The following is a 22,247-nucleotide window of genomic DNA, read 5'->3' on the forward strand; positions in this document are numbered from 1 at the left end:
CTGGGTCAACGCCTACGTCACGCCGATTTTCGAAGGTCGTGAGGTCGTTGGCTATGAGTCGGTCAGGGTCAAGCCGACGGCCGAGCAGATCCGCCGCGCCGAAGCCCTCTATAAACGCATCAGTCTTGGAAAATCAGCCGTCCCGGTCAGCGATCAATGGCAACCCGCCCTTCTCACCTGGTTGCCTGTTGTGACGATCGGGTTGGTGGGGACGCTGGGCGGCATGTTCCTCGGCGCGCCTGAGGCTTTTATGTTGGCTGTGGGGGTATCGATTCCCATCGGGTTGCTTGTGTCCCGCAGGCAAAACCGAGGGGCGCTGCGTTTACTGGAAATGGCTGAGGCCTCAACCTCCGACTCGTTGTTGGCCACAATGTACAGCGAGGAACGCGGTCCTCAGGCACGCCTTGAAACGGCGTTTGTCAGCCAAGCGTCTCGGCTCAAGACCTGCCTCACTCGGCTACAAGACACGGCAGAGCAACTGACCAGTCTGGCTGGGAGATCCGATGGTCTCGCCGCCGATAGCTCTCGTGGACTGGACCGCCAACGGGTCGAAACCGAGCAGGTGTCGGCCGCAGTCAATCAAATGGCGGCCACCACGCAGGAGGTCGCCAGCCACGTCCAGCGTACTGCCGACGCCACTCAAGAAGCCAATGTGCTGACTGGACGTGGACGCGAGGTGGCCCGAGACACTCGAGAAGCCATTCAGCGCCTCTCCGTCGTGGTGGGCGAGACAGGGCTGACGGTGGCGCAGTTAGCCAAGGACAGCCATGAAATCGGGACGGTGGTGGATGTCATCAAGGGCATTGCCGATCAGACTAACCTGCTGGCGCTGAACGCAGCCATCGAAGCCGCGCGGGCGGGCGACATGGGTCGAGGCTTCGCGGTAGTCGCGGATGAAGTGCGTCAGCTGGCACAGCGCACAACTCAGTCCACAATCCAGATCCATAACCTGATTTCAAAGTTGCAGGTCTCATCCAGCAACGCGGTTAAAACCATGGAAAGCGGACATCGACAGGCCGAAGAAGGCGTGGCGTGGGTGCTTGAGGCAGACAAGGCATTAGTCGGTATCAGTGAGGCCGTCGCGAACATCACGGACATGACTACCCAGATTGCCGCTGCGACCGAAGAACAAACCGCCGTGGCCGAGGAAATCAGCCGCAATATCACGACCATTGCTAATCTGGCGGACCAAACATCTGAACAAGCCAGGCATTCGGCAGAGCTGAGCAAGGAATTAACCCAGACCGCTAAAACTCAGTATTCATTGGTCGAGCGATTTAACCGATAATCCATCCACTGTGTTAAAAAAGCCCGCCCCGGCGGGCTTTTAATTCCGGGCGCTGCTCGAACACAAGCGGATTCACGCTCTGGATATTCCCGACGACTTTCGCTACATGGATCCTGAGTGGGTGGACATGCTCGAAGACGCAGTGAAGCCCTATCTCACTACCCAGGCTTTCTGCGCAAACCACTGCCATCATTCAAGAATTTACAAACCGAGTAGAAAATATGAATCGTCGTAAAAAAATACAGCAGCTATTAAAGGCTCACGCCAAAAAGGCCAGCGCCAAATTGGCACCGCCCAGTAAGTCTAAATACATTAGTAAAGCTGACCGATTGAAACTAGCGGCTGAACCCGGTCTGGACCCGATCATTTCCCCTGAGAGCTGATCTATTTATCTTGAACAGCACCAGAATTTACAAGTCTGTTTGGGCCAGGTCTTCCGACGTACCGTTACGGAGCATATAAGACATGTCAAACATCGTCGCATGGACCCTGTTCGCCTTGGGCGTTCTTCATATTCCATTCGGTATCATCAAGTTCAAAACAGCATTCGCCGCCGCTGTAGACTCTGGCTTCGTTGACCAATTCAAAGCGCACGAAGATCGGCGTACTGCCCTCTGGTTTACCATGCTGGGGCCGCTTTTTATGCTCGCAGGGCAGACCGCGATTCACGCCGTAGCCGTTGGCGATCTCGCACTACTCAAAATGGTTGGCATCTATGTGCTTATGATCTCGATCATTTGCGTCATTGCTGTTCCAAAATCGGGGTTCTGGGCAACGCTGCTGGTTTCTCCGCTGATCATCGCGGCAGGGTATGGCTTGTACGCCTAAAAACGGGCAGCAACGATCATGAGCCTGATCCCGTTAGCGCGCATGAATGGGTGATGGCGAAAACCACGTAATCCCCCGATGCTTTGGGACTTACAAGGATGGCGCAATTAACGGAGCAGTCATAACGATGATCTTGGTTGTTGAGGGTATCAGCGCCAGCGGGAAAACCACTTGGAGCGCTAAGCATGGAGGGCAGCATGTCATTCCTGAAAACGGCCGTTTTGAAAACGAGCCGGATCGGATAAAAGATCCAGTCGGAACAGCTACATTTTGGGCCGAGCGAAACGTGGATCGCTGGCAAACGGCGCTGGCCATGGAAGATATTTCTTCGTGGGCTTTGTGTGACAGTGACCCTCTCAAGCTCCACTACATTTGGAGCCTTTGGCAGATCGGCGAGGCGAGCGAACACGACTGGCGAATAGAGTTGGACGCCACAAGAGAAACAATCGCACAAGGACGTATTGGCTTTGCTGACTGTTACATTGTTGGCCGCATAGATCCTCAGCTCGCGCGAGAACGAGCCAAAGCAGACCTCACCCGCCGACGGAGTAGATTCGAACTACACGTGCGCCTCCAACAAGCTCTGCTGACCTGGTACTCAGCTATGGATGAAGTGCTTCCCGGCAGAGTTCGATTCAGTTTTCCTTCAGAAATGCCGACCTTGAAAAACCTTGATGGCAGATATGCGGTAGCGGCCTTTGATCAAATGATCGCGTCGCTTCCACGACCTGCTCACACCTCTTAGCGAGACTGAGCCTTATATAGCAGTGGAAAGTGGATCGAGCATTGATACTGTCACCGACTCGTGTCATTGCATGATCTGGTTTAGAAACCAGAGTCTTTGGAGGTATCGCATGCGCCCTTTGTGCCCAATCAAACCTCCGTTCTTCTCGGTGCCATTTCCAGTCCGTCTGCAAAACAGGCTCACGCGAACCTGTCTGCGATGGATCCTGTGCCTGAGCATGATCGCGCCCGGCATGGCCGCTGCAGAGACACGCCCCGAGAACATGGTGTATCTGCGTACGATTGATCCGGGCATCGAGCAAGACATTCGCTATGCCAGCGCTCACAACTTCACCGGGCACCCACTCGACGGTTACGCCGCGGCACAGTGCCTGTTATCGCTGGACGCCGCCAAGGCTCTCGCCCGGGTACAAACGGCATTGAAAGCGCAAGGCTACGGTTTGAAGGTGTTTGACTGTTATCGACCGAGCCGTGCCGTTGCCGATATGGGGCGTTTCGCGACGGAACCAGGCGACCCACGCAAGGCCGAGTTCTATCCGCGCGTGGACAAGCAGGACTTCTGGCGCCTGGGTTACGTGGCCCGGGTGTCGAACCACTCCAAAGGCTCAACCGTGGACCTGACACTGACCGGTCCGGATGCCCTGCCCGCCGATAACTGGACGCCTTCAGCCGGGCAAGTCGATTGCACGGCGCCCTATGGCCAGCGTTGGCGCGACGGCGCGCTCGACATGGGCACCGGTTTCGATTGCTTCGATGAGCGAGCACATACCGACAACCCGACGATCAGCGCTGCCGCCAGGGACAATCGCCAGAAGCTCAGCAGGGCCATGGAGAAAGAAGGGTTTACCGGGTACTCGAAGGAATGGTGGCACTTCACTTACAGTGGGGAAGGTTCTCCGAAGAACGTCATGGACTTCCCCATCACGCCGCTGGGTGCACGCGACGCTCTCGACACCGCCAATCAGCTGATTGTGGTCACCACAAAAAACTGGACTGACATCCAGGGCGCAGCCCAGCGCTATGAACGGCAGGGGAACACCTTTCGAAAATACGAAGGGTCGTTTCCGGTGGTGGTCGGCAAGAGCGGACTGGCGTGGGGCAAGGGCCTGAGCAGCGTTGAGCAACGCGAAGGTCCGGTCAAACATGAAGGCGATGGAAAAGCACCTGCCGGGGTATTCAAACTGGGGACGGCGTTTGGCTACGACCGTACGGCCAACACCAAGCTGCCTTACCTGGCGCTGACCTCGACCATCGAATGCGTGGATGACAGCCACTCCGCACGCTATAACGAGCTGGTCGATGGAGCGGCTATTTCGAAAGACTGGAACAGCTCCGAACGTATGCGCCGCGATGACGACACGTATCGAAAAGGCATTTTCATCGAGCACAATACGCCGGCGTCCCCCGCCTCGGGCTCGTGCATTTTCTTCCACATCTGGCGCGGCCCCACCTCGCCGACGCTGGGTTGCACCGCCATGGATCAAGTGGATATCTCTCGTTTGTTCCATTGGCTGGACCCTCGCCTGTCCCCTCTGCTGGTTCAAATGCCCGAAGCGGAATACGAGCACTTTCGCGAGAGCTGGAACCTCCCCGAACGTTGATAGCGTCAGCATTGGCAGACGGTGTCTCGAAGTCCTGGTCATCGACGCAGGAACACCCAGGGAAAATTCGTATACCATATCTGCAATTCCATCCTAACGATCACGACCGTGGCCCTGACCAAACTCAACGCTCCCGACCTTGGCAATTCGCCTTCGACGTCGGAAATCATCACCCGTCATCTGCGTGACGCCATCGTCGCCGGGCATTTCGCCGAGGACGAGCCGATTCGCCAGGACGATATCGCCCGCCAGTTCAACGTCAGCAAGATTCCGGTGCGCGAAGCCCTCAAGCGCCTGGAGGCCGAAGGCCTGGTGATGTTCCAGCGTAATCGCGGGGCGATGGTCACGCGGGTTTCCGATGCAGAACTGGCGCAGATGTTCGAAGTGCGCATGCTGCTCGAAGACAAGGTGCTGCGCCTGGCCATTCCCAACATGACCGAAGAAACCTTCGCCCGCGCCGAACGCATCTGCCAGGAGTTCATCGGCGAAGATGACGTGGGGCGCTGGGCCGAGCTCAACTGGGAACTGCACGCTTGCCTTTACGAACCGGCGCAACGACCGTTTCTGGTCAGTCTTATCCGCTCGGTCAACGACAAGCTGGAACGCTACCTGCGCATGCAGATGAGCCTGTCGGCCGGCAAGGAACGCGCCGATCACGAACACCGGGAAATCCTTGCGGCCTGCCGCGCCGGTGACGTGGACCTCGCGGTGAAATTGCTCGACGAGCACATTGCCGGCGTCTGCAAAACCCTGTTCGAGCACCTGCCTCACCACCATTGACAGCTCGCCGCACTGTGCCGATTTCGTCATCGGCACTGGATAAAACCATCAAGCCGGCAAGCCCTCGCACAGGCCACTCTTTCGTTCACTCATCTGAACGGACGTGGCCATCCCATGAAACGCATCACCGTGATCGACTCCCACACCGGCGGCGAACCGACCCGCCTGGTGACCGCCGGATTTCCTGACCTGGGCAACGGCAGCATGGCCGAACGTCGACAACGGCTGGCCGAACAGCATGATCAATGGCGCGCTGCCTGCGTGCTCGAACCACGGGGCAGTGACGTTCTGGTCGGTGCCCTGCTCTGCGAGCCGGTGGACCCGAGCGCCTGTGCCGGCGTGATTTTCTTCAACAACAGCGGTTACCTCGGCATGTGCGGCCACGGCACCATCGGTCTGGTGGCCTCGCTGGCGCATCTGGGCAAGATCGGCCCTGGGGTGCACAGCATCGAAACCCCGGTAGGCACGGTGCAGGCAACGCTGCACGAAGACCATTCGGTCAGCGTGCGCAACGTGCCGGCCTACCGTTACCGCAAAGCGCTGTCGCTGCAGGTGCCGGGGTTCGGTCAAGTGACCGGCGATGTTGCCTGGGGTGGGAACTGGTTTTTCCTGATTGCCGAGCATGGCTTGCGCATTGCCGGCGATAACCTCGATGCGCTGACCGCCTACACCTACGCCGTGCAGCAAGCACTTGAGGTTCAAGGCATTCGCGGCGAAGACGGCGGCTTGATCGACCATGTCGAGCTGTTCGCCGATGACGAGCAAGCCGACAGCCGCAACTTCGTCCTCTGCCCTGGCAAAGCCTACGACCGCTCGCCCTGCGGCACCGGCACCAGCGCCAAACTGGCGTGCCTGGCGGCCGACGACAAATTGCAGCCGGGACAGATCTGGCGTCAGGCCAGTGTCATCGGCAGTGAGTTCGAAGGTTCCTACGAACTTCAGGGCGAGCGCATCGTGCCGACCATTCGCGGTCGCGCCTTTATCAGCGCCGAAGCCAGCCTGATCATCGAACAGGACGACCCGTTCGCCTGGGGCATTCGTCCGTGAACGAGGGCCTGGTGGCCGATGTGATCGTGATCGGCGCCGGCATCATCGGCGCCGCGTGTGCCCAGGCGCTGGCGGGGCGCGGCTTGCGCGTGCTGGTGCTGGACGCCGGCCTGCCCGGCGCCACGGCGGCGGGCATGGGCCACTTGCTGGTCCTCGACGACAATCCGGCCGAACTGGCCCTCAGTCAATATTCCCTGCAACGCTGGCGCGAACTGGCGCCGGCCCTGCCCGACGGCTGCGCCTACCGTTGCAATGGCACCCTCTGGCTGGCCGCCAATGCCGAAGAAATGGCCGTCGCCCACAGCAAATACCTGAACTTGCAGGCCCAAGGCGTGGCCTGCGAATTGATCTCCAGCAGTGCCTTGCACCAGCGCGAACCGGAACTGCGCGAGGGTCTGGAAGGCGGCCTGCTGATCAATGGCGACGGCATTCTCTATGCGCCTGCGACGGCTAATTGGATGCTGGACACACCGAACATCAGCCAACGCCGGGCGCGGGTCAGCGAAGTCGATGGCAACCGTGTGCGACTCGACAACGGCCAATGGCTAAGCGCCGAAGCGGTGATTCTGGCCAACGGCGTCCAGGCCAACGAGCTCTGCCCGGAGTTGCCGATCGAGCCGAAGAAAGGCCACTTGCTGATCACTGACCGCTACCCCGGCAAGGTCACCCACACCCTGGTGGAACTCGGTTACGTCACCAGCGCCCACAACGCTACTGGCCCATCGACGGCGTGCAATATTCAGCCCCGGCCAACCGGACAATTGTTCATCGGAGCCTCGCGACAATTCGGCACCACCGACCCGCAAGTCGAAGGCTGGATGCTGGCGAAAATGCTCCGGCGTGCCACTGACTACATGCCGGGTCTGGCGCAGCTCAACGGCATCCGCGCCTGGACCGGTTTTCGCGCTGCCAGCCCCGACGGTTTGCCGCTGGTAGGTCAACACCCGCAACGCAAAGGCTTATGGCTGGCGGTCGGTCACGAGGGCCTCGGCGTGACGACCGCCCCCGGCACCGCCGACCTGCTGGTCGCGCAGCTGTTCGACGAAACACCGCCACTGGCCGCGCAACCGTATCTGCCGCAACGTTTTCTCGGAGAGCCCGTTTATGCCTGAATTGATGCTGGACGGACGTGCCCTGCGGGTTGCCGAGGGCACCAGCGTCGCCGCGGCACTGGCGCTGAGCGGCGATGGCTGCACGCGCACCTCGGTCAGTGGCCAACGTCGCGCACCGCTGTGCGGCATGGGCATTTGCCAGGAATGCCGGGTGACCATCGACGGTCGCCGGCGCCTGGCGTGCCAGACGCTGTGCCGTGACGGCATGCACGTGGAGACTCAAGCATGAGCGAATACGCCGACCTGCTGATCATCGGCGCCGGACCAGCCGGCATGGCCGCCGCGCTCGCCGCAGCACCAAGCGGTGCGCGCATCGTCCTGCTCGATGACAACCCGCTGCCGGGCGGGCAAATCTGGCGTGACGGACCTCAAGCCAAGCTGCCGAACCCGGCGCGTCAGATGCGCGAGCGACTGGAGGCGTGCAGCAACATCCGCCGCCACTCCGGCACTCGGGTGATCGCCTGCGCCGGGCCAAAACAACTGCTGGTCGAAGACGCCGATCGAGGCTGGTTGATCGGTTACGACAAACTGATTCTGTGTACCGGCGCCCGGGAGTTGCTGCTGCCCTTCCCCGGCTGGACGCTGCCTGGAGTGACCGGGGTGGGTGGCCTTCAAGCGTTAATCAAGGGCGGCCTGCCGGTGCAGGACGAACGCATTGTGATTGCCGGCAGCGGACCGTTATTGCTGGCCAGCGCCGCCACCGCAAAATACAACGGCGCCCGGGTGCTGCGCATCGCCGAGCAGGCCTGCGCGGCCGCCGTCGCCGGTTTCGCCGCGCAACTGCCACGCTGGCCCAACAAGCTGATGCAGTCGGTCGCGTTGTTCGACCGCCATTACCGTACCGGGACCCATGTACTGGCGGCCCTGGGCAATGAGCGGCTGGAAGGTGTGCGCCTTCAACAGCAAGGGAAAATCGTCGAACTGGAATGTGATCGCCTGGCTTGCGGTTTCGGTCTGATCCCCAATACCCAGCTCGGCCAAGCCCTGGGCTGCGAACTTGAAGATCAGGCGATTGCCGTCGATGCCTGGCAGGCCACTCGCCGCGTCGATCACTACGCGGCGGGTGAATGCACCGGTTTCGGTGGCAGTGAACTGGCGTTGGTCGAAGGCACAATCGCTGGCCACGCCGCCGTCGGTGACCTTGATTCGGCCCGAGCATTGTGGCCGCGTCGTGCGCGCTGGCAGGGTTTCGCCAACGCCCTCAACAAGGCCTTCACCCTCGATCCGCAACTCAAGTCGCTGGCACAACCCGACACTTTGGTGTGCCGTTGCGAAGACGTACCTTACGCAGCGCTTGCCGAGCACACAGACTGGCGCGAGGCCAAACTGGCCAGTCGTTGCGGGATGGGCGCCTGCCAAGGCCGGGTGTGTGGCGGCGCGTTGCAGCACCTGTTTGGCTGGCAACCTTCGGCGCCACGGCCGCCCTTCAGTCCGGCGCGGATCGAGACCTTGTTGGGCCTGGACGACACCCCGCCGGCCTGAATGCCGGCCCGGGGCTTTCGGGTCCGTCGCCGAGTCTTTATGATCCCGGGCATTGCCTCCAGACGCCCAGCGCCATGTATGCCTCGCTCACTACCTTCAAACCCTGCGACCTGCCCACCCTGCTGAGCAGCCTGCAGCCGATCGCGGCGCTGCTCGACACCCTGTCGGACGTGGTGTTTTTCATCAAGGACAGCGAGGCCCGCTACGCCTTCGTCAACCAGACCCTGGCCCGACGCTGTGGCTTCAAACACAGTGACGAGCTGCTCGGGCGCACCGCCGACATGGTCTTTCCCGAGCGCTTCGGCCCGCTGTACACCGAGCAGGATCGTCGCGTGCTGTCCACCGGCCGCGAACTGGCCGACCAACTCGAACTGCACCTGTATTACGGTAACCAACCGGTCTGGTGCCTGACCCACAAACTCGCACTGCGCGACCTGCAAGGTCAGATCGTCGGCCTGGCCGGCATCTCCCGCGACCTGCAAGCGCCACAGTCCAGCCACCCGGCGTTCCAGAAACTCGCGGCGGTGGACGCGCATATCCGCAGCCATTTCGCCCGCCCTATCAGCCTTGCCGAACTGACCGCGATCGCCGGGTTTTCCGTGGCGCAACTGGAGCGCCATTGCAAACGGGTGTTCCAGCTCACCCCACGGCAGATGATTCACAAGGCGCGCCTGGAAGAAGGCTCCCGGCTGTTGCTGCACACCGACCTGCCCATCACCGAGATCGCCCTGCGCTGCGGTTACACCGATCACAGTGCCTTCAGCCGGCAGTTCCGTGCCTTGACCAGTCTGGCGCCGAGTCAGTATCGCGAAAGCCGTCGCTGAACCCGGGCAAGTGTTCCTTTAAGGGGCGCCCGGCGTTCCCACTGCTCCCTTCTGTAACACCGCCTGATACGGCCCGCCGAGGCGTTCTTCTCCTACGCCCTGCTCCCACAATCTTGTAGGACCTTTAGCTCAAGGCTTGGCGATTAATTCTCGCCTCTGCTCGGAAACAGGCACGCTCATTGCTAATCACATATCGTATACGAAATTCACAATACGATATCCAACAGCACTTTCCGACAACGAGGCCTCTATGAAAAACCCCGCATTTGCCGTAGCCCTCAGCGCTGTTCTCAGTACTTCCTTTATCGCCACCGCCCAGGCCGACAAGCTCGACGACATTATTGGTTCGGGCAAACTGCGCTGCGCCGTGACCCTGGACTTCCCACCCATGGGTTTCCGCGATGAAGGTAACAACCCGGCCGGTTTTGACGTGGACTACTGCCGCGACCTGGCGAAGATCCTCGGGGTCGACGCCGAAGTGGTTGAAACGCCCTTCCCCGATCGAATTCCGGCGCTGGTCTCCGGGCGCGCAGACGTGATCGTTGCCTCCACGTCCGACACCCTGGAGCGGGCCAAAACCGTCGGCCTCACCGTGCCGTACTTCGCCTTCCAGATGGTGGTGCTGACCCGCGACAACACCGGCATCAACAGCTTCGCCGATATCAAAGGCAAAGCCCTGGGCAACACCAGCGGCACCTATGAAGCCATCGCTCTGGAAAAAGACGTGAAGAACTGGGGCACCGGCACCTTCCGCGCCTATCAGTCGCAGAACGACACGCTGCTGGCGGTCGCCCAGGGTCACATCGACGCCACTGTGGTCACCAACACCGTGGCCGCCGCCACGATCAAATCGGGCAAATACAAGAACCTGAAAATCGCCGGTAACGCGCCTTACACCATCGACTACGTGTCCCTGGGCGCCAAGCGCAACGAGTATGGCTTGCTCAACTACCTCAACCTGTTCGTCAATCAGCAGGTGCGCAGCGGCCGCTACAACGAGCTGTTCACCAAATGGGTCGGCACCGAGATTTCACCCACCGACCTGACCGTGCCCAAGGTCTATTACTGAGGTGTCCGGCATGCCTAGGCCAACCTCTCTGACCGGTCGCAGCCTGGTCGCCGGCGCCGCACAAGGCGCCCTGCTGTTCGCCGATGTCGGGCTGAGTTTCTGGGGCGGAGTCGACCCGTACAGCGGCGAGGTCATTGACCGTCATCACCCGCTCAGCGGCGAATGCCTGGCCGGACGGGTGCTGGCGATTCCCAGCGGCCGCGGCTCGTGCACCGGCAGCAGTGTGTTGATGGAACTGATCAGCAACGGTCATGCGCCGGCCGCACTGGTGCTGGCCGAACCCGATGAGATCCTGACCCTGGGCGTGCTTGTGGCACAGACCATTTTCGAGCGCTCCCTGCCGGTGCTGTGCATCGGCCGGGAGGCCTTCGCCGCCTTGCGCGGCAAGGCCTTTGCTCGGGTCGAAGCCTCAACGGTGACCGTGTTCGAACACCTGCCGGGCGATGCCTGGCAGGCACTCGACAGTCCGTTGCAGACAGCAGAAAAAAGCACCGCTATCGAACTCACCGAACACGATCAGGCGCTGCTCGACGGCGAGCATGGCAAAGCCGCCCAAGTGGCGATGCAGATCGTCCTGCGCATGGCTGAACTGCAAGGTGCGCGACACTTGGTGGTTGTCACCCAGGCACACATCGACGGCTGCATTTATACCGGGCCTGCGAGCCTGCGCTTCGCCGAACAACTGGTGCAGTGGGGAGCAAAAGTACGGGTGCCGACCACCCTCAATTCGATTTCCGTCGACCAGCGCCGCTGGCGCGAGTTGGGCATTGACCCGGCACTCGGCGTACCGGCCAGCGCCCTCGGCGATGCATACATGGCGATGGGTGCACAGCTGAGTTTCACCTGCGCGCCCTACTTGCTCGACAGCGCGCCGAAGGCCGGCGAGCAAATCGTCTGGGCCGAATCCAACGCCGTGGTGTATGCCAACAGCGTGCTCGGCGCACGCACCCTGAAATACCCGGACTACCTGGACATCTGCATCGCCCTGACCGGCCGCGCGCCCCTGATCGGCTGCCATCTGGACGCGCAGCGTAAAGCGAAACTGCAAATCGAATTACCGGTTTTGCGCGAGTTGGACGATGCCTTCTACCCCTTGCTCGGTTACCACATCGGTGCCCTGGCCGGCAGCCGGATTCCGCTGGTGTTGGGGCTGGAAAACAGCAAGCCGAGCCTGGACGATTTGAAAGCCTTCGGCGCCGCTTTCGCCACCACCTCCGCCGCACCGCTGTTCCATATCGCGGGGGTGACCCCGGAAGCACTCGACCCGACGCAGGTGCTGGAGGCGAATGTCCCCGTGCCGGTGGAAAAAATCCGCCTGAAGGATTTGCTGCTCAGTTGGCGCGAGCTCAACAGTGCCCGCGACAGTCGAGTGGATGTGGTCTCGCTGGGCAACCCGCATTTCTCCCTCAGCGAATTCGCGCATCTGGCGCGGCTGTGCCGGGGTCGGCACAAACACCCCGAGGTCGTGCTCGCCATCACCTGCGGTCGTGCGGTGCTGGAGCAGGCTCGCGAGGCCGGACATATCGCCGTGATCGAAGCCTTCGGCGCGACCCTGGTCACCGACACTTGCTGGTGCATGCTCGGCGAGCCGGTGATCCCGCTGGCCGCCAAAACCTTGATGACCAATTCGGGTAAGTACGCCCATTACGCACCCGGCCTGGTGGGCCGCAAGGTGCACTTCGCCAATCTCGCCGAATGTGTCGACGCCGCCTGCAGCGCCACGGCCAGTGGTCGTTTGCCGGCCTGGCTGCAATCGGCCGCCTCTCTGGAGAGCCCCGCGCATGTTTGATTACACCTTCCAATGGCGCGCGACCCTGCGCGCCCTGCCGGACATGCTCGCCGGCGCCTGGGTCACCTTCGAGACCGCCGCGCTGTCGATGATCTTCGGCGTGCTGATCGCCCTGGCCCTGACGGTGATGCGCGAAACCAAACAGCCGTTGTTGCGCGGCATCGGCAACGGCTGGGTGTCGATCGCCCGCAACACCCCGTCGCTGTTCCAGATCTACGTCCTCTACTTCGGCCTCGGCTCGCTGGATTTGCATGTCAGCTCATGGTTCGCGCTGCTGGCCGGGATCACCTTCAACAACGCCGGCTACCTGGCGGAAAACTTTCGCGGTGGCCTCAAGGCTGTGCCGGGCACACAAGTTCGCGCCGCGCGCTCGCTGGGCATGAGTGCCTTCCAGGCTTACCGGATGATCATCGTCCCGCAGCTGCTGCGGATCGTTTTCTACCCGTTGAGTAATCAGATGGTCTGGGCGGTGCTGATGACGTCGCTGGGGGTGATCGTCGGGCTGAACAACGACCTTACCGGCGTGACCCAGGATTACAACGTCAAGACGTTCCGCACCTTCGAATACTTCGCCATCGCCGCGGCGTTGTATTACCTGATTGCCAAGGCGATCGTCGCCGTCGCCCGGCTGATGGCCTGGCGGCTGTTCCGCTACTGAGGAGGTGAGCATGTTGACCACCAGTTTTTCCTGGAATGACCTGTTGTTCTTGCTTGATGGCGCCTGGGTCACTCTGAAACTCACGTTCTGGGCGATCATCCTCGGCTCTTTCGCCGGGCTGTTGTTCGGCTTGCTGCGGGCGCTGTTTCCGCGCGCCAGCCTGCCGCTGGCCTGGGTGCTGGACGTGTTTCGCAGCGTGCCGTTGCTGATCCAGTTTGTGTTGTTCAACTCGCTGAAAAGCATCGTCGGCTTGAACATCAGCGCCTTCAGCGTTGGTTGCATTGTGCTCGGGGTCTATGCCGCCGCGTACTTCACCGAGATCGTGCGCAGCGGCGTGCTGTCGGTGCCGTTCACCGTGCGCCGGGCCAGTCGTTCACTGGGCCTGAGTTTCCTGCAGGACCTGCGCTGGATCGTCCTGCCGATGGCCACGCGGGTGGCCTTTCCCGGCTGGCTGAACCTGGTGCTCAGCGTGATGAAAGACACCGCGCTGGTGATGTGGATCGGCATCGTCGAACTGCTGCGCGCTTCGCAAACCATCGTGACCCGCATTCAGGAACCGCTGCTGGTGCTGTGCATCGCGGGCCTCATCTACTACGTCATGAGCCTGGTGGTCGCTCGCCTCGGCGCTCGTCTGGAAAGAAGGTGGCAAGAAAATGATTGAGATCGACAACGTACACAAATCCTTCGGCAACCTCGAAGTGGTCAAGGGCGTCAACCTGACGGTGAACAAGGGCGAGGTGGTGTCGATCATCGGTGGCTCCGGCTCGGGCAAATCGACCCTGCTGATGTGCATCAACGGCCTGGAGCCGATCCAGAAAGGCAACATTCGGGTCGACGGTGTCGAGGTCCATCACAGCGCCACCGACCTCAACCGTCTGCGGCAGAAGATCGGCATCGTCTTCCAGCAATGGAACGCGTTCCCGCACCTGACCGTGCTGGAAAACGTGATGCTGGCGCCGCGCAAAGTGCTGGGCAAAAGCAAGGCAGAAGCCGAGGAACTGGCGGTCAAGCAACTGACCCACGTCGGTCTGGGTGACAAGCTCAAAGCCTTTCCCGGCAAGCTCTCCGGCGGCCAGCAACAGCGCATGGCCATCGCCCGCGCCCTGGCCATGTCGCCGGACTACATGCTGTTCGACGAAGCCACTTCGGCCCTCGATCCGCAATTGGTAGGCGAGGTGCTGGACACCATGCGCATGCTTGCTGAAGACGGTATGACCATGGTGTTGGTGACTCATGAGATTCGCTTTGCCCGGGATGTATCCGACCGTGTGGCGTTCTTTCGCAATGGTTTGGTGCATGAGATCGGCTCGCCTGATCAGGTTATTGGCAACCCGGTGCATGCGGAAACTGCGGCCTTTCTGAAATCAGTGAAATAACTAATGGCCTCATCGCGAGCAGGCTCGCTCCCACAGGGTTTGGTGGTGTACACAAAATCGGTGGCCAACACAGTTCACTGTGGGAGCGAGCTTGCTCGCGATGGGGCCCGAACAGACAAAACAAGGAGCAAACCATGCGCTCATCAAAAGTCATCCATGTAGTCAGCTGTCACGCCGAAGGCGAAGTCGGCGACGTGATCGTCGGCGGCGTCGCACCACCGCCCGGGGCCACCGTTTGGGAACAGTCGCGCTGGATTGCCAAGGATCAGACCCTGCGCAACTTCGTCCTCAACGAGCCGCGCGGCGGCGTGTTCCGCCACGTCAACCTGCTGGTGCCGGCCAAGGATCCTCGGGCGCAAATGGCCTGGATCATCATGGAACCGGCCGACACGCCACCGATGTCCGGCTCCAACTCGCTGTGCGTGGCCACCGTGTTGCTCGACAGCGGCATCCTGCCAATGACAGAACCGCAAACCCGACTGGTGCTCGAAGCACCGGGCGGGCTGATCGAAGCGGTGGCCGACTGCCGGGACGGCAAGGTCGAACGGGTGGAAATCAAGAACGTGCCCTCCTTCGCTGACCGCCTCGACGCCTGGATCGAAGTCGAAGGCGTCGGCTCATTGCAGGTCGACACCGCGTACGGCGGCGACAGTTTTGTGATCGCCGACGCCAAGCGCCTGGGCTTTTCCATTCGTCCTGATGAAGCGGCGGAGCTGGTCGAGGTCGGGCTGAAAATCACCCGCGCGGCCAATGAACAACTGGGCTTCGTCCATCCGCTGAACCCCGAGTGGTCGCACATTTCCTTCTGCCAGATCGCGGCGCCCCTCGTCTATGAAAACGGCATTGCCACCGGCGCCAACGCGGTGGTGATTCAACCCGGCAAGATCGACCGTTCACCGACCGGCACCGGCTGCTCGGCGCGCATGGCGGTGTTGCAGGCCAAGGGATTGATGCAGGTCGGCGAGCGTTTTATCGGCCGTTCGATCATCGGTTCCGAGTTCCACTGCCGCATCGATTCGCTGACGGAAGTGGCCGGACGCCCGGCAATCTATCCGTGCATTTCCGGCCGGGCCTGGATCACCGGCACTCATCAATTGCTGCTCGATCCAAGCGATCCGTGGCCACAAGGCTATCGACTGTCTGACACCTGGCCTGGGGCCTGAACACAGCCTTACAAACCCTCACCAAAAAACTCTGACAAACGGTTAGTAAAAACCCCCTCGTAACTGAAAAAAGCACTGGCCGAGTCTTTTCACATGCAATATCGTATACGAAATACAATTACTGAACCGGAGGCAACAATGAGCAAGCGCATTAACTGGAGTGGCGTCTTCCCCGCGGTGACCACTCAATTCAACGACGACTTCTCCATCAACCTGGAAAAAACCCACCAGGTGATTTCCAACGTGATCCGTGACGGCGTGTCGGGCCTGGTGGTATGCGGTTCGGTCGGGGAAAACACCTCACTGACCGCCGAAGAAAAAATCGCCGTGACCGAAGTCGCGGTCGACGCTTCCCGTGGTCGCGTGCCGGTGATCTGCGGCGTGGCCGAATTCACCAGTATTCAAGCGGCCAAGGTCGCCAATGCCGTGCGCCGGGTGGGTGTTGACGGGGTCATGCTGATGCCGGCGTTGGTCTACGGCTCCAAGCCGTTCGAGACCGCCGAGCACTACCGCTACGTGGCGAAAAACGCCGACGTACCGCTGATGGTTTACAACAACCCGCCGATCTACAAAAACGACGTCACCCCGGACATCCTGATTTCCCTGGCCGACTGCGACAACGTGGTGTGCTTCAAGGATTCCTCCGGCGACACCCGTCGTTTCATCGACGTGCGCAATGAAGTGGGCGACCGTTTTGTGCTGTTCGCCGGCCTCGATGACGTGGTGCTGGAAAGCATCGCGGTGGGGGCCGAAGGCTGGGTCTCGGGCATGTCCAACGTGTTCCCGAAAGAAGGCGAAACCATCTTCCGCCTGGCCAAGGCCGGTCGCTTCGCCGAAGCCATGCCGATCTACGAATGGCTGATGCCGATCCTGCACCTCGATGCCCGTGCCGACCTGGTGCAGTGCATCAAGCTGTGCGAAGCCATCGCCGGTCGCGGCAGCGCCCTGACCCGTCCACCACGCCTGGCCCTGCCGGAAGCTGATCGGGTTTTCGTCGAGCAAATCATGGCCAAGGCCCTCGCCAACCGTCCGGAACTGCCGGACGTCGGTCTCTGAGTGATTGCCGGGCGGGTCTCTTGCGGACCCGGCCCGGCTGCCTGTTTTTTGCGCCTCTACAGGAAACGTCAGCATGCCCAATCCTCACAGCACCGCCCGCGCAACTTCACCTTCGGGACTCAAGCGTGTCGTGGCCGCCGCCATGGCCGGCACCGTCGCCGAATGGTATGAATTCTTTCTCTATGGCACCGCCTCGGCACTGGTCTTCGGCCAGCTGTTTTTTCGCCAGACCGACAGCCCGATCGATGGCATTCTCGCCGCCTTCGCCCTGTATGCCGTCGGCTTCCTTGCCCGCCCGCTGGGTGGCTTGGTGTTCGGTCACTACGGTGACAAGTTCGGCCGCAAACGCCTGCTGCAACTGAGCCTGGTGGTGGTCGGCATCACCACGTTCCTGATGGGTTGCCTGCCCGGTTTCGACCAGATCGGCTACGCCGCGCCCGTGTTACTGGTGCTGCTGCGGCTGATCTAGGGTTTCGCCTTCGGTGGTGAATGGGGCGGTGCGATTCTGCTGGTGTCCGAACACTGCCCGGACAATCGCCGAGGCTTCTGGGCCAGCTGGCCGCAAGCCGGTGTGCCGGCCGGTAACCTCGTGGCGACCGTCGCGTTGCTGCTGTTGTCATCGAACCTGTCGGAGGAGCAATTCCTCGCGTGGGGCTGGCGCGTAGCGTTCTGGTTCTCGGCGGTGGTGGTGCTGATCGGCTACTGGATTCGCACCAGCGTCGATGACGCGCCGATCTTCAAGGAAGCCCAGGCCCGTCAGGCGCAAAACAAGCAACAACAATTGGGTGTGGTCGAAGTGCTGCGTCATCACTGGCGCGCGGTGCTGGTCGGTATCGGCGCGCGGTTTGCCGAGAACATCCTTTACTACACCGTCGTGACCTTCTCGATTACCTACCTGAAGCTGGTGGTGCACAAGGACACTTCAGAGATTCTGTTTCTGATGTTCGGCGCGCACCTGCTGCATTTCTTCATGATCCCGCTGATGGGTTATCTGTCCGACCTGGTCGGGCGCAAACCGGTGTACCTGACGGGTGCGATCCTTACCGCGTTCTGGGGCTTCATCGGCTTCCCGATGATGGACACCGGCAATAACTGGATGATCATCGGAGCAATCACCCTGGGCCTGGCGATCGAGTCGATGACCTACGCGCCCTACTCGGCGCTGATGGCCGAAATGTTCCCGACCCACGTGCGCTACACCGCGTTGTCCCTGTGCTATCAGGTGGCACCGATCTTCGCCGGCTCGTTGGCGCCGCTGATTGCCCTCACCCTGCTCAACAAGTACCACAGCTCGACACCGATCGCCTGGTACCTGGTCGGCGCCGCGCTGATCTCCATCGTCGCCGTCGGTTTGACTCGGGAAACCCGAGGCAAGTCGCTGCACCTGGTGGATAGCGAATCCGCTGCACGGATCGCTGCTCTGGACACTGCCGAACCCGCCAGCGCACGTCGGGGTGATTCGTTGGCTTGAGACGCCCCCAACCTTTACCGACAGGAGTTTTTCATGCCCCACATCATCGGCCACAACTACATCGGCGGTGCGCGCAGCGCCGCCGGCACCATCACCGTGCAAAGCCATGACGCCAGCACTGGTGAAGCGCTGCCCTACTCGTTCACACAAGCCACCATTCAGGAAGTCGACGCCGCCGCCAAGGCCGCGGCTGCCGCCTACCCAGCCTTCCGCAACTTGCCGGCGATTCGGCGCGCGGAGTTTCTTGAGGCCATCGCCGCGCAACTGGATGCGCTGGACGATGAGTTCGTTGCCTTGGTCACCCGCGAAACGGCGCTGCCAACCGGGCGTATTCAGGGTGAGCGCGGCCGCACCAGCGGACAGATGCGCCTGTTCGCTCAGGTCCTGCGTCGTGGCGATTTCTATGGCGCGCGCATCGACCGGGCCTTGCCCGAACGCCAGCCGCTGCCTCGGGTGGATCTGCGTCAGTACCGGATCGGCGTCGGCCCGGTCGCGGTGTTCGGGGCGAGCAATTTCCCGCTGGCGTTCTCCACCGCCGGTGGCGACACCGCGGCCGCCCTGGCCGCCGGTTGCCCGGTGGTGTTCAAGGCCCACAGCGGCCATATGGCGACTGCCGAGCTCGTGGCCGATGCAATCCTCCGCGCCGCCGAGCAAACCGGCATGCCCAAAGGTGTGTTCAACATGATCTACGGCGCGGGTGTCGGCGAAGCGCTGGTCAAGCATCCGGCGATCCAGGCGGTCGGCTTCACCGGTTCGCTCAAGGGTGGTCGCGCCCTCTGCGACATGGCCGCCGCACGGCCGCAGCCAATTCCGGTGTTCGCCGAAATGAGCAGCATCAATCCGGTGCTGGTACTGCCCGAAGCCCTGCAACTGCGCGGCGAGAAAATCGCCAGCGAACTCGCCGCGTCGGTGGTGCTCGGCTGCGGCCAGTTCTGCACCAACCCCGGATTGGTGATTGGCATTCGCTCCCCTGAATTCAGCGCATTTGTTGAATCGCTCAGCGCGATCATGGCGGACCAGCCGGGGCAAACCATGCTCAACGCTGGCACGTTAACCAGCTACGCCAAGGGCGTACAGGCGCTGCTCGCGCATCCGCACATCAGCCACCTGGCCGGCCGCGAACAACAGGGCAAGCAGGCCCAGCCGCAGCTGTTCAAGGCCGACGTCAGCCTGTTGCTCAACGGCGACGCGCTGTTACAGGAAGAAGTGTTCGGCCCGACCACGGTGCTGGTAGAAGTGACCGACAAAGCCGAACTGCAACGAGCATTGCAGAGTTTGCACGGTCAACTCACGGCCACGTTGATCGCCGAAGCCGGTGACCTGCAAACCCATGACGAGCTGCTACCGCTGCTCGAACAGAAAGTCGGCCGGGTACTGTTCAACGGCTACCCGACCGGTGTCGAAGTCTGCGATGCGATGGTGCATGGCGGTCCCTACCCGGCCACCTCCGATGCGCGTGGCACCTCGGTCGGCAGCCTGGCCATCGAGCGTTTCCTGCGCCCGGTGTGCTACCAGAACTGCCCGGATGCGCTCCTGCCCGAGGCGCTGAAAAACGCCAATCCGCTGGGCATCGCCCGTCTGGTCGATGGCAACAGCGATCGCCAACCGCTGTAAAAATCACTCAGCAACCTACTGTGGGAGCGAGCCTGCTCGCGATAACGGCATGTCAGTCAACGAAGATGTTGAATCTGACGGCCTCATCGCGAGCAGGCTCGCTCCCACAGGTCCGGCTTTCACTCAGCCCAGCAGCGCTTTCAAGTCGTTGTACAAGGCTTCGGGAATCTGCACGCCCTCCACCAAACTGCGCGCTCGCGCCTCGTAACGCCGTTGCGACGGCAAGCGTGCGCCCTGCCCTTGTATGCTCTGGAACATGACTTCGGCACGGGCCAGGTGCTGCTCGGTGGCCTCGCCGAGGAAGCGCCGCGGATCGAGGGCGATGATCAGCTCGCCGTGGTAAGGCGATGACTTGCTGCCCGCGTCGTACGCCAGCGATTCAGCACTGGTCAAGTCACCAATCAACGGCCCGGCGATCAACTCCACCATGGCGGCCAGCGCCGAGCCCTTGTGCCCACCGAACGTCAGCATCGCGCCAGCATCGAGTACCACGTTCGCATCGGTACTCGGCTGCCCGTCTGCATCGACGCCCCAGCCTTCGGGAATCGCTTTTCCGGCGCGTCGATGCAACTCGATCTCGCCACGGGCAATCGCACTGGTGGCGAAGTCGAACACAAACGGATCCTTGCCCGAACGCGGCCAACCGAACGCAATGGGATTGGTGCCAAACACCGGTTGACTGCCCCCCGCCGGCGCGACCCAGGCATGGCTGGGATTACACGCCAGCGCCACCAGGCCGGCAGCGGTCAGTTGCTCGATCTCGACCCACAGCGCGGAAAAATGCACACAGCGATTGATCGCCAGCGCCGCAATTCCGTTTGCCCGGGTTTTCTCCTCCAGCAATGGCAGACCCGCCTGAAACGCCAATTGGGAGAAACCACCTGCCGCATCGACCCGCACGATCGAAGGGGCTTGGTCGATCACCTGTGGTTCAGCATCCGCCGCCACCTTGCCGGCCCTGAGCGAATTCACGCACCCCAACACCCGGTACAAACCGTGGGAGGCGCAGCCATCGCGCTCGCCGGCAATCACCGTGGCGGCCACCGCCTGAGCGTGGGCAAGGTTGAAACCGTTGTGCAACAAGATCGATTCGGCCAGCTCGCGAGCTTCGGCCAGGGACAGTCGTTTCATCATCAACTCCTTGGACAGACCGCCCAGACTGGCCCATTCCAGACGCCACGGCTTGATCGCTTTAGGCCCGGTCGACGACGAATTCGGCATACCCCGCCAACACGGCCGTTCGTCGGCTGGGCCTCCCATCACCCCTTGACACCGATTGAGCTCTGGGCGAGTATTATTTCCATCGCATACGATACAAACGTATACGATAGGCAAATTAAACCTATTGAAACGTTGAGGATTCATTCCATGAGCAAGATCGAAAAAGTACTGGTTACCGGCAAAACCCACACCACGTTCAGCGACGCGACCCGTGCCAACGGCAAGCTCGACATCGAGCTGTCATCGCCAGGTAACGCGAAACCGGCCCACGTGTTCGCAGCCACCCAAGCGCACCCGACCGCCGAGCAACTGTTCGCCGGTGCATGGTCCGCCTGCTACATCTCCGCCATCGAACACATCGCCAAGGCGAAAAAAGTGGTGCTGCCGACCGATGCGTCCGTCGACATCGAGGTCGATCTGGGCCAGACCGGTCAGGCCTACTTCCTTCAGGCTCGATTCTTTGTCCGCTTGCCGGGCGTGGCACACGACGTCGCAACCGCACTGGCGCACGCCGCACACGAACTCTGCCCGTACTCGAAAGCGACGCTGGGCAACATCGACGTGGAAGTGAACGTCCTGACAGCGTAAAGATCTTTTTAATCCATTAAATATGTCGCACACGATATAAGCGCATACGAGAACAGTGAAAACTTAGGAAATCATCATGAGCAAGATCGAAAAAGTCCTGGCCACCGGCAAAACCCACACCACCGTCAGCAACGCTGGCACTACCTCGCGCGGCCATGACGGCAGCCTCGACATCACCCTGTCGACGCCTGGCAACGCCAAGCCAGCCCACGTATTCGCCGCCACCCAGCCGCACCCGACGGCCGAGCAACTGTTCGCTGGCGCCTGGTCGGCCTGCTACACCGCCGCCGTCGGGCTGGTGGCCGGTGAGATGAACGTGGTGCTGCCGTCGGATTTGTCCGTCGACATCGAAGTGGATCTGGGTCAGACCGGTCCGGCCTACTTCCTTCAGGCTCGATTGACCCTGCGCGTGCCAGGTTTGTCCCACGACATCGCGACGACACTGGCGCACACCGCCGATCAAATCTGCCCGTACTCGAAAGCGACGCGGGGTAACATTGACGTGGCCCTGAACGTCCTCACGGCATGACGCACCG

22 protein-coding genes and 1 pseudogene are annotated in these 22,247 nt (G+C 61.5%); 22 read left to right on the forward strand and 1 reads right to left on the reverse strand.

What is annotated here, in order from left to right; translation table 11 throughout:
* The first annotated feature begins 250 nt into the window (after positions 1 to 250).
* The 20 genes and pseudogenes from ACMXYJ_RS20935 to ACMXYJ_RS21030 all read left to right on the forward strand — a co-directional run bounded on the left by ACMXYJ_RS20935 (position 251) and on the right by ACMXYJ_RS21030 (position 19,902).
* The gene (locus ACMXYJ_RS20935) at positions 251 to 1,288 is read left to right on the forward strand and encodes a methyl-accepting chemotaxis protein (RefSeq protein WP_415760773.1); all 1,038 of its coding nucleotides are present in this window, start codon (positions 251 to 253) and stop codon (positions 1,286 to 1,288) included.
* Positions 1,289 to 1,509: 221 nt separating this feature from the next.
* Entirely contained in the window at positions 1,510 to 1,671 is a 162-nt protein-coding gene (locus ACMXYJ_RS20940; RefSeq protein WP_415756729.1) for a DUF2986 domain-containing protein, read from the forward strand.
* A gap of 82 nt (positions 1,672 to 1,753) precedes the next feature.
* Positions 1,754 to 2,116 (forward strand): DUF6463 family protein, encoded by a 363-nt coding sequence (locus ACMXYJ_RS20945; protein WP_258612319.1) that lies wholly within the window; start codon positions 1,754 to 1,756, stop codon positions 2,114 to 2,116.
* A 127-nt stretch (positions 2,117 to 2,243) separates the two neighbouring features.
* On the forward strand, positions 2,244 to 2,861 hold the full coding sequence (locus ACMXYJ_RS20950) for a hypothetical protein (RefSeq protein ID WP_415756730.1): 618 nt from the start codon (positions 2,244 to 2,246) through the stop codon (positions 2,859 to 2,861).
* A gap of 217 nt (positions 2,862 to 3,078) precedes the next feature.
* The gene (locus tag ACMXYJ_RS20955) at positions 3,079 to 4,461 is read left to right on the forward strand and encodes a M15 family metallopeptidase (protein ID WP_415756731.1); all 1,383 of its coding nucleotides are present in this window, start codon (positions 3,079 to 3,081) and stop codon (positions 4,459 to 4,461) included.
* Between the two features lie 108 nt (positions 4,462 to 4,569).
* Positions 4,570 to 5,241 carry a GntR family transcriptional regulator gene (locus tag ACMXYJ_RS20960; protein WP_415756732.1) on the forward strand — a complete coding sequence of 224 codons (672 nt, stop codon included), beginning with the start codon at positions 4,570 to 4,572 and terminating at the stop codon, positions 5,239 to 5,241.
* 114 nt (positions 5,242 to 5,355) lie between these two features.
* Positions 5,356 to 6,288 (forward strand): 4-hydroxyproline epimerase, encoded by a 933-nt coding sequence (locus ACMXYJ_RS20965; RefSeq protein WP_415756733.1) that lies wholly within the window; start codon positions 5,356 to 5,358, stop codon positions 6,286 to 6,288.
* Entirely contained in the window at positions 6,285 to 7,400 is a 1,116-nt protein-coding gene (locus ACMXYJ_RS20970) for an NAD(P)/FAD-dependent oxidoreductase (RefSeq protein WP_056745265.1), read from the forward strand. Before ACMXYJ_RS20965 ends, ACMXYJ_RS20970 begins: the two co-directional genes overlap by 4 nt.
* The gene (locus ACMXYJ_RS20975) at positions 7,393 to 7,629 is read left to right on the forward strand and encodes a (2Fe-2S)-binding protein (RefSeq protein WP_008157207.1); all 237 of its coding nucleotides are present in this window, start codon (positions 7,393 to 7,395) and stop codon (positions 7,627 to 7,629) included. The genes ACMXYJ_RS20970 and ACMXYJ_RS20975 overlap by 8 nt, the downstream gene beginning before the upstream one ends.
* The gene (locus tag ACMXYJ_RS20980) at positions 7,626 to 8,882 is read left to right on the forward strand and encodes an FAD-dependent oxidoreductase (protein WP_415756734.1); all 1,257 of its coding nucleotides are present in this window, start codon (positions 7,626 to 7,628) and stop codon (positions 8,880 to 8,882) included. The genes ACMXYJ_RS20975 and ACMXYJ_RS20980 overlap by 4 nt, the downstream gene beginning before the upstream one ends.
* A 74-nt stretch (positions 8,883 to 8,956) precedes the next feature.
* Complete coding sequence (locus tag ACMXYJ_RS20985) at positions 8,957 to 9,706, forward strand: AraC family transcriptional regulator (protein ID WP_074877194.1); 750 nt, start codon at positions 8,957 to 8,959, stop codon at positions 9,704 to 9,706.
* A gap of 250 nt (positions 9,707 to 9,956) precedes the next feature.
* On the forward strand, positions 9,957 to 10,775 hold the full coding sequence (locus ACMXYJ_RS20990) for an ABC transporter substrate-binding protein (protein ID WP_008157204.1): 819 nt from the start codon (positions 9,957 to 9,959) through the stop codon (positions 10,773 to 10,775).
* A gap of 10 nt (positions 10,776 to 10,785) precedes the next feature.
* Positions 10,786 to 12,564, forward strand: coding sequence for a cis-3-hydroxy-L-proline dehydratase (locus ACMXYJ_RS20995; protein WP_415756735.1), 1,779 nt, complete (start codon positions 10,786 to 10,788; stop codon positions 12,562 to 12,564).
* A complete protein-coding gene (locus tag ACMXYJ_RS21000) occupies positions 12,557 to 13,222 on the forward strand; it encodes an amino acid ABC transporter permease (protein WP_008157202.1) in 666 nt (221 codons plus the stop codon). The genes ACMXYJ_RS20995 and ACMXYJ_RS21000 overlap by 8 nt, the downstream gene beginning before the upstream one ends.
* A 10-nt stretch (positions 13,223 to 13,232) precedes the next feature.
* A complete protein-coding gene (locus tag ACMXYJ_RS21005) occupies positions 13,233 to 13,883 on the forward strand; it encodes an amino acid ABC transporter permease (protein WP_415756736.1) in 651 nt (216 codons plus the stop codon).
* A complete protein-coding gene (locus ACMXYJ_RS21010) occupies positions 13,876 to 14,598 on the forward strand; it encodes an amino acid ABC transporter ATP-binding protein (protein ID WP_008157200.1) in 723 nt (240 codons plus the stop codon). Before ACMXYJ_RS21005 ends, ACMXYJ_RS21010 begins: the two co-directional genes overlap by 8 nt.
* Positions 14,599 to 14,732: 134 nt before the next feature.
* On the forward strand, positions 14,733 to 15,761 hold the full coding sequence (locus tag ACMXYJ_RS21015) for a trans-3-hydroxy-L-proline dehydratase (RefSeq protein WP_076030925.1): 1,029 nt from the start codon (positions 14,733 to 14,735) through the stop codon (positions 15,759 to 15,761).
* Between the two features lie 138 nt (positions 15,762 to 15,899).
* A complete protein-coding gene (locus ACMXYJ_RS21020; protein ID WP_008157198.1) occupies positions 15,900 to 16,817 on the forward strand; it encodes a dihydrodipicolinate synthase family protein in 918 nt (305 codons plus the stop codon).
* Between the two features lie 73 nt (positions 16,818 to 16,890).
* Positions 16,891 to 18,288: pseudogene (abaF, locus tag ACMXYJ_RS21025) on the forward strand (fosfomycin efflux MFS transporter AbaF).
* Positions 18,289 to 18,321: 33 nt separating this feature from the next.
* Complete coding sequence (locus ACMXYJ_RS21030; RefSeq protein WP_415756737.1) at positions 18,322 to 19,902, forward strand: aldehyde dehydrogenase (NADP(+)); 1,581 nt, start codon at positions 18,322 to 18,324, stop codon at positions 19,900 to 19,902.
* Positions 19,903 to 20,025: 123 nt separating this feature from the next.
* On the opposite strand, the gene ACMXYJ_RS21035 is transcribed toward ACMXYJ_RS21030, so the two are convergent.
* Positions 20,026 to 21,033, reverse strand: coding sequence for an Ldh family oxidoreductase (locus tag ACMXYJ_RS21035; protein ID WP_415760774.1), 1,008 nt, complete (start codon positions 21,031 to 21,033; stop codon positions 20,026 to 20,028).
* Positions 21,034 to 21,270: 237 nt separating this feature from the next.
* On the opposite strand from ACMXYJ_RS21035, the gene ACMXYJ_RS21040 reads away from it, so the two are divergent.
* Positions 21,271 to 21,711: an Ohr family peroxiredoxin gene (locus tag ACMXYJ_RS21040; protein WP_415756738.1), complete on the forward strand. Its 441-nt coding sequence runs from the start codon at positions 21,271 to 21,273 to the stop codon at positions 21,709 to 21,711.
* 76 nt (positions 21,712 to 21,787) lie between these two features.
* Entirely contained in the window at positions 21,788 to 22,240 is a 453-nt protein-coding gene (locus ACMXYJ_RS21045; RefSeq protein ID WP_056745302.1) for an Ohr family peroxiredoxin, read from the forward strand.
* The last annotated feature ends 7 nt before the right edge of the window (positions 22,241 to 22,247 follow it).

This window comes from Pseudomonas arabinosi (genome assembly GCF_047758675.1).
Lineage (GTDB): Bacteria > Pseudomonadota > Gammaproteobacteria > Pseudomonadales > Pseudomonadaceae > Aquipseudomonas > Aquipseudomonas arabinosi.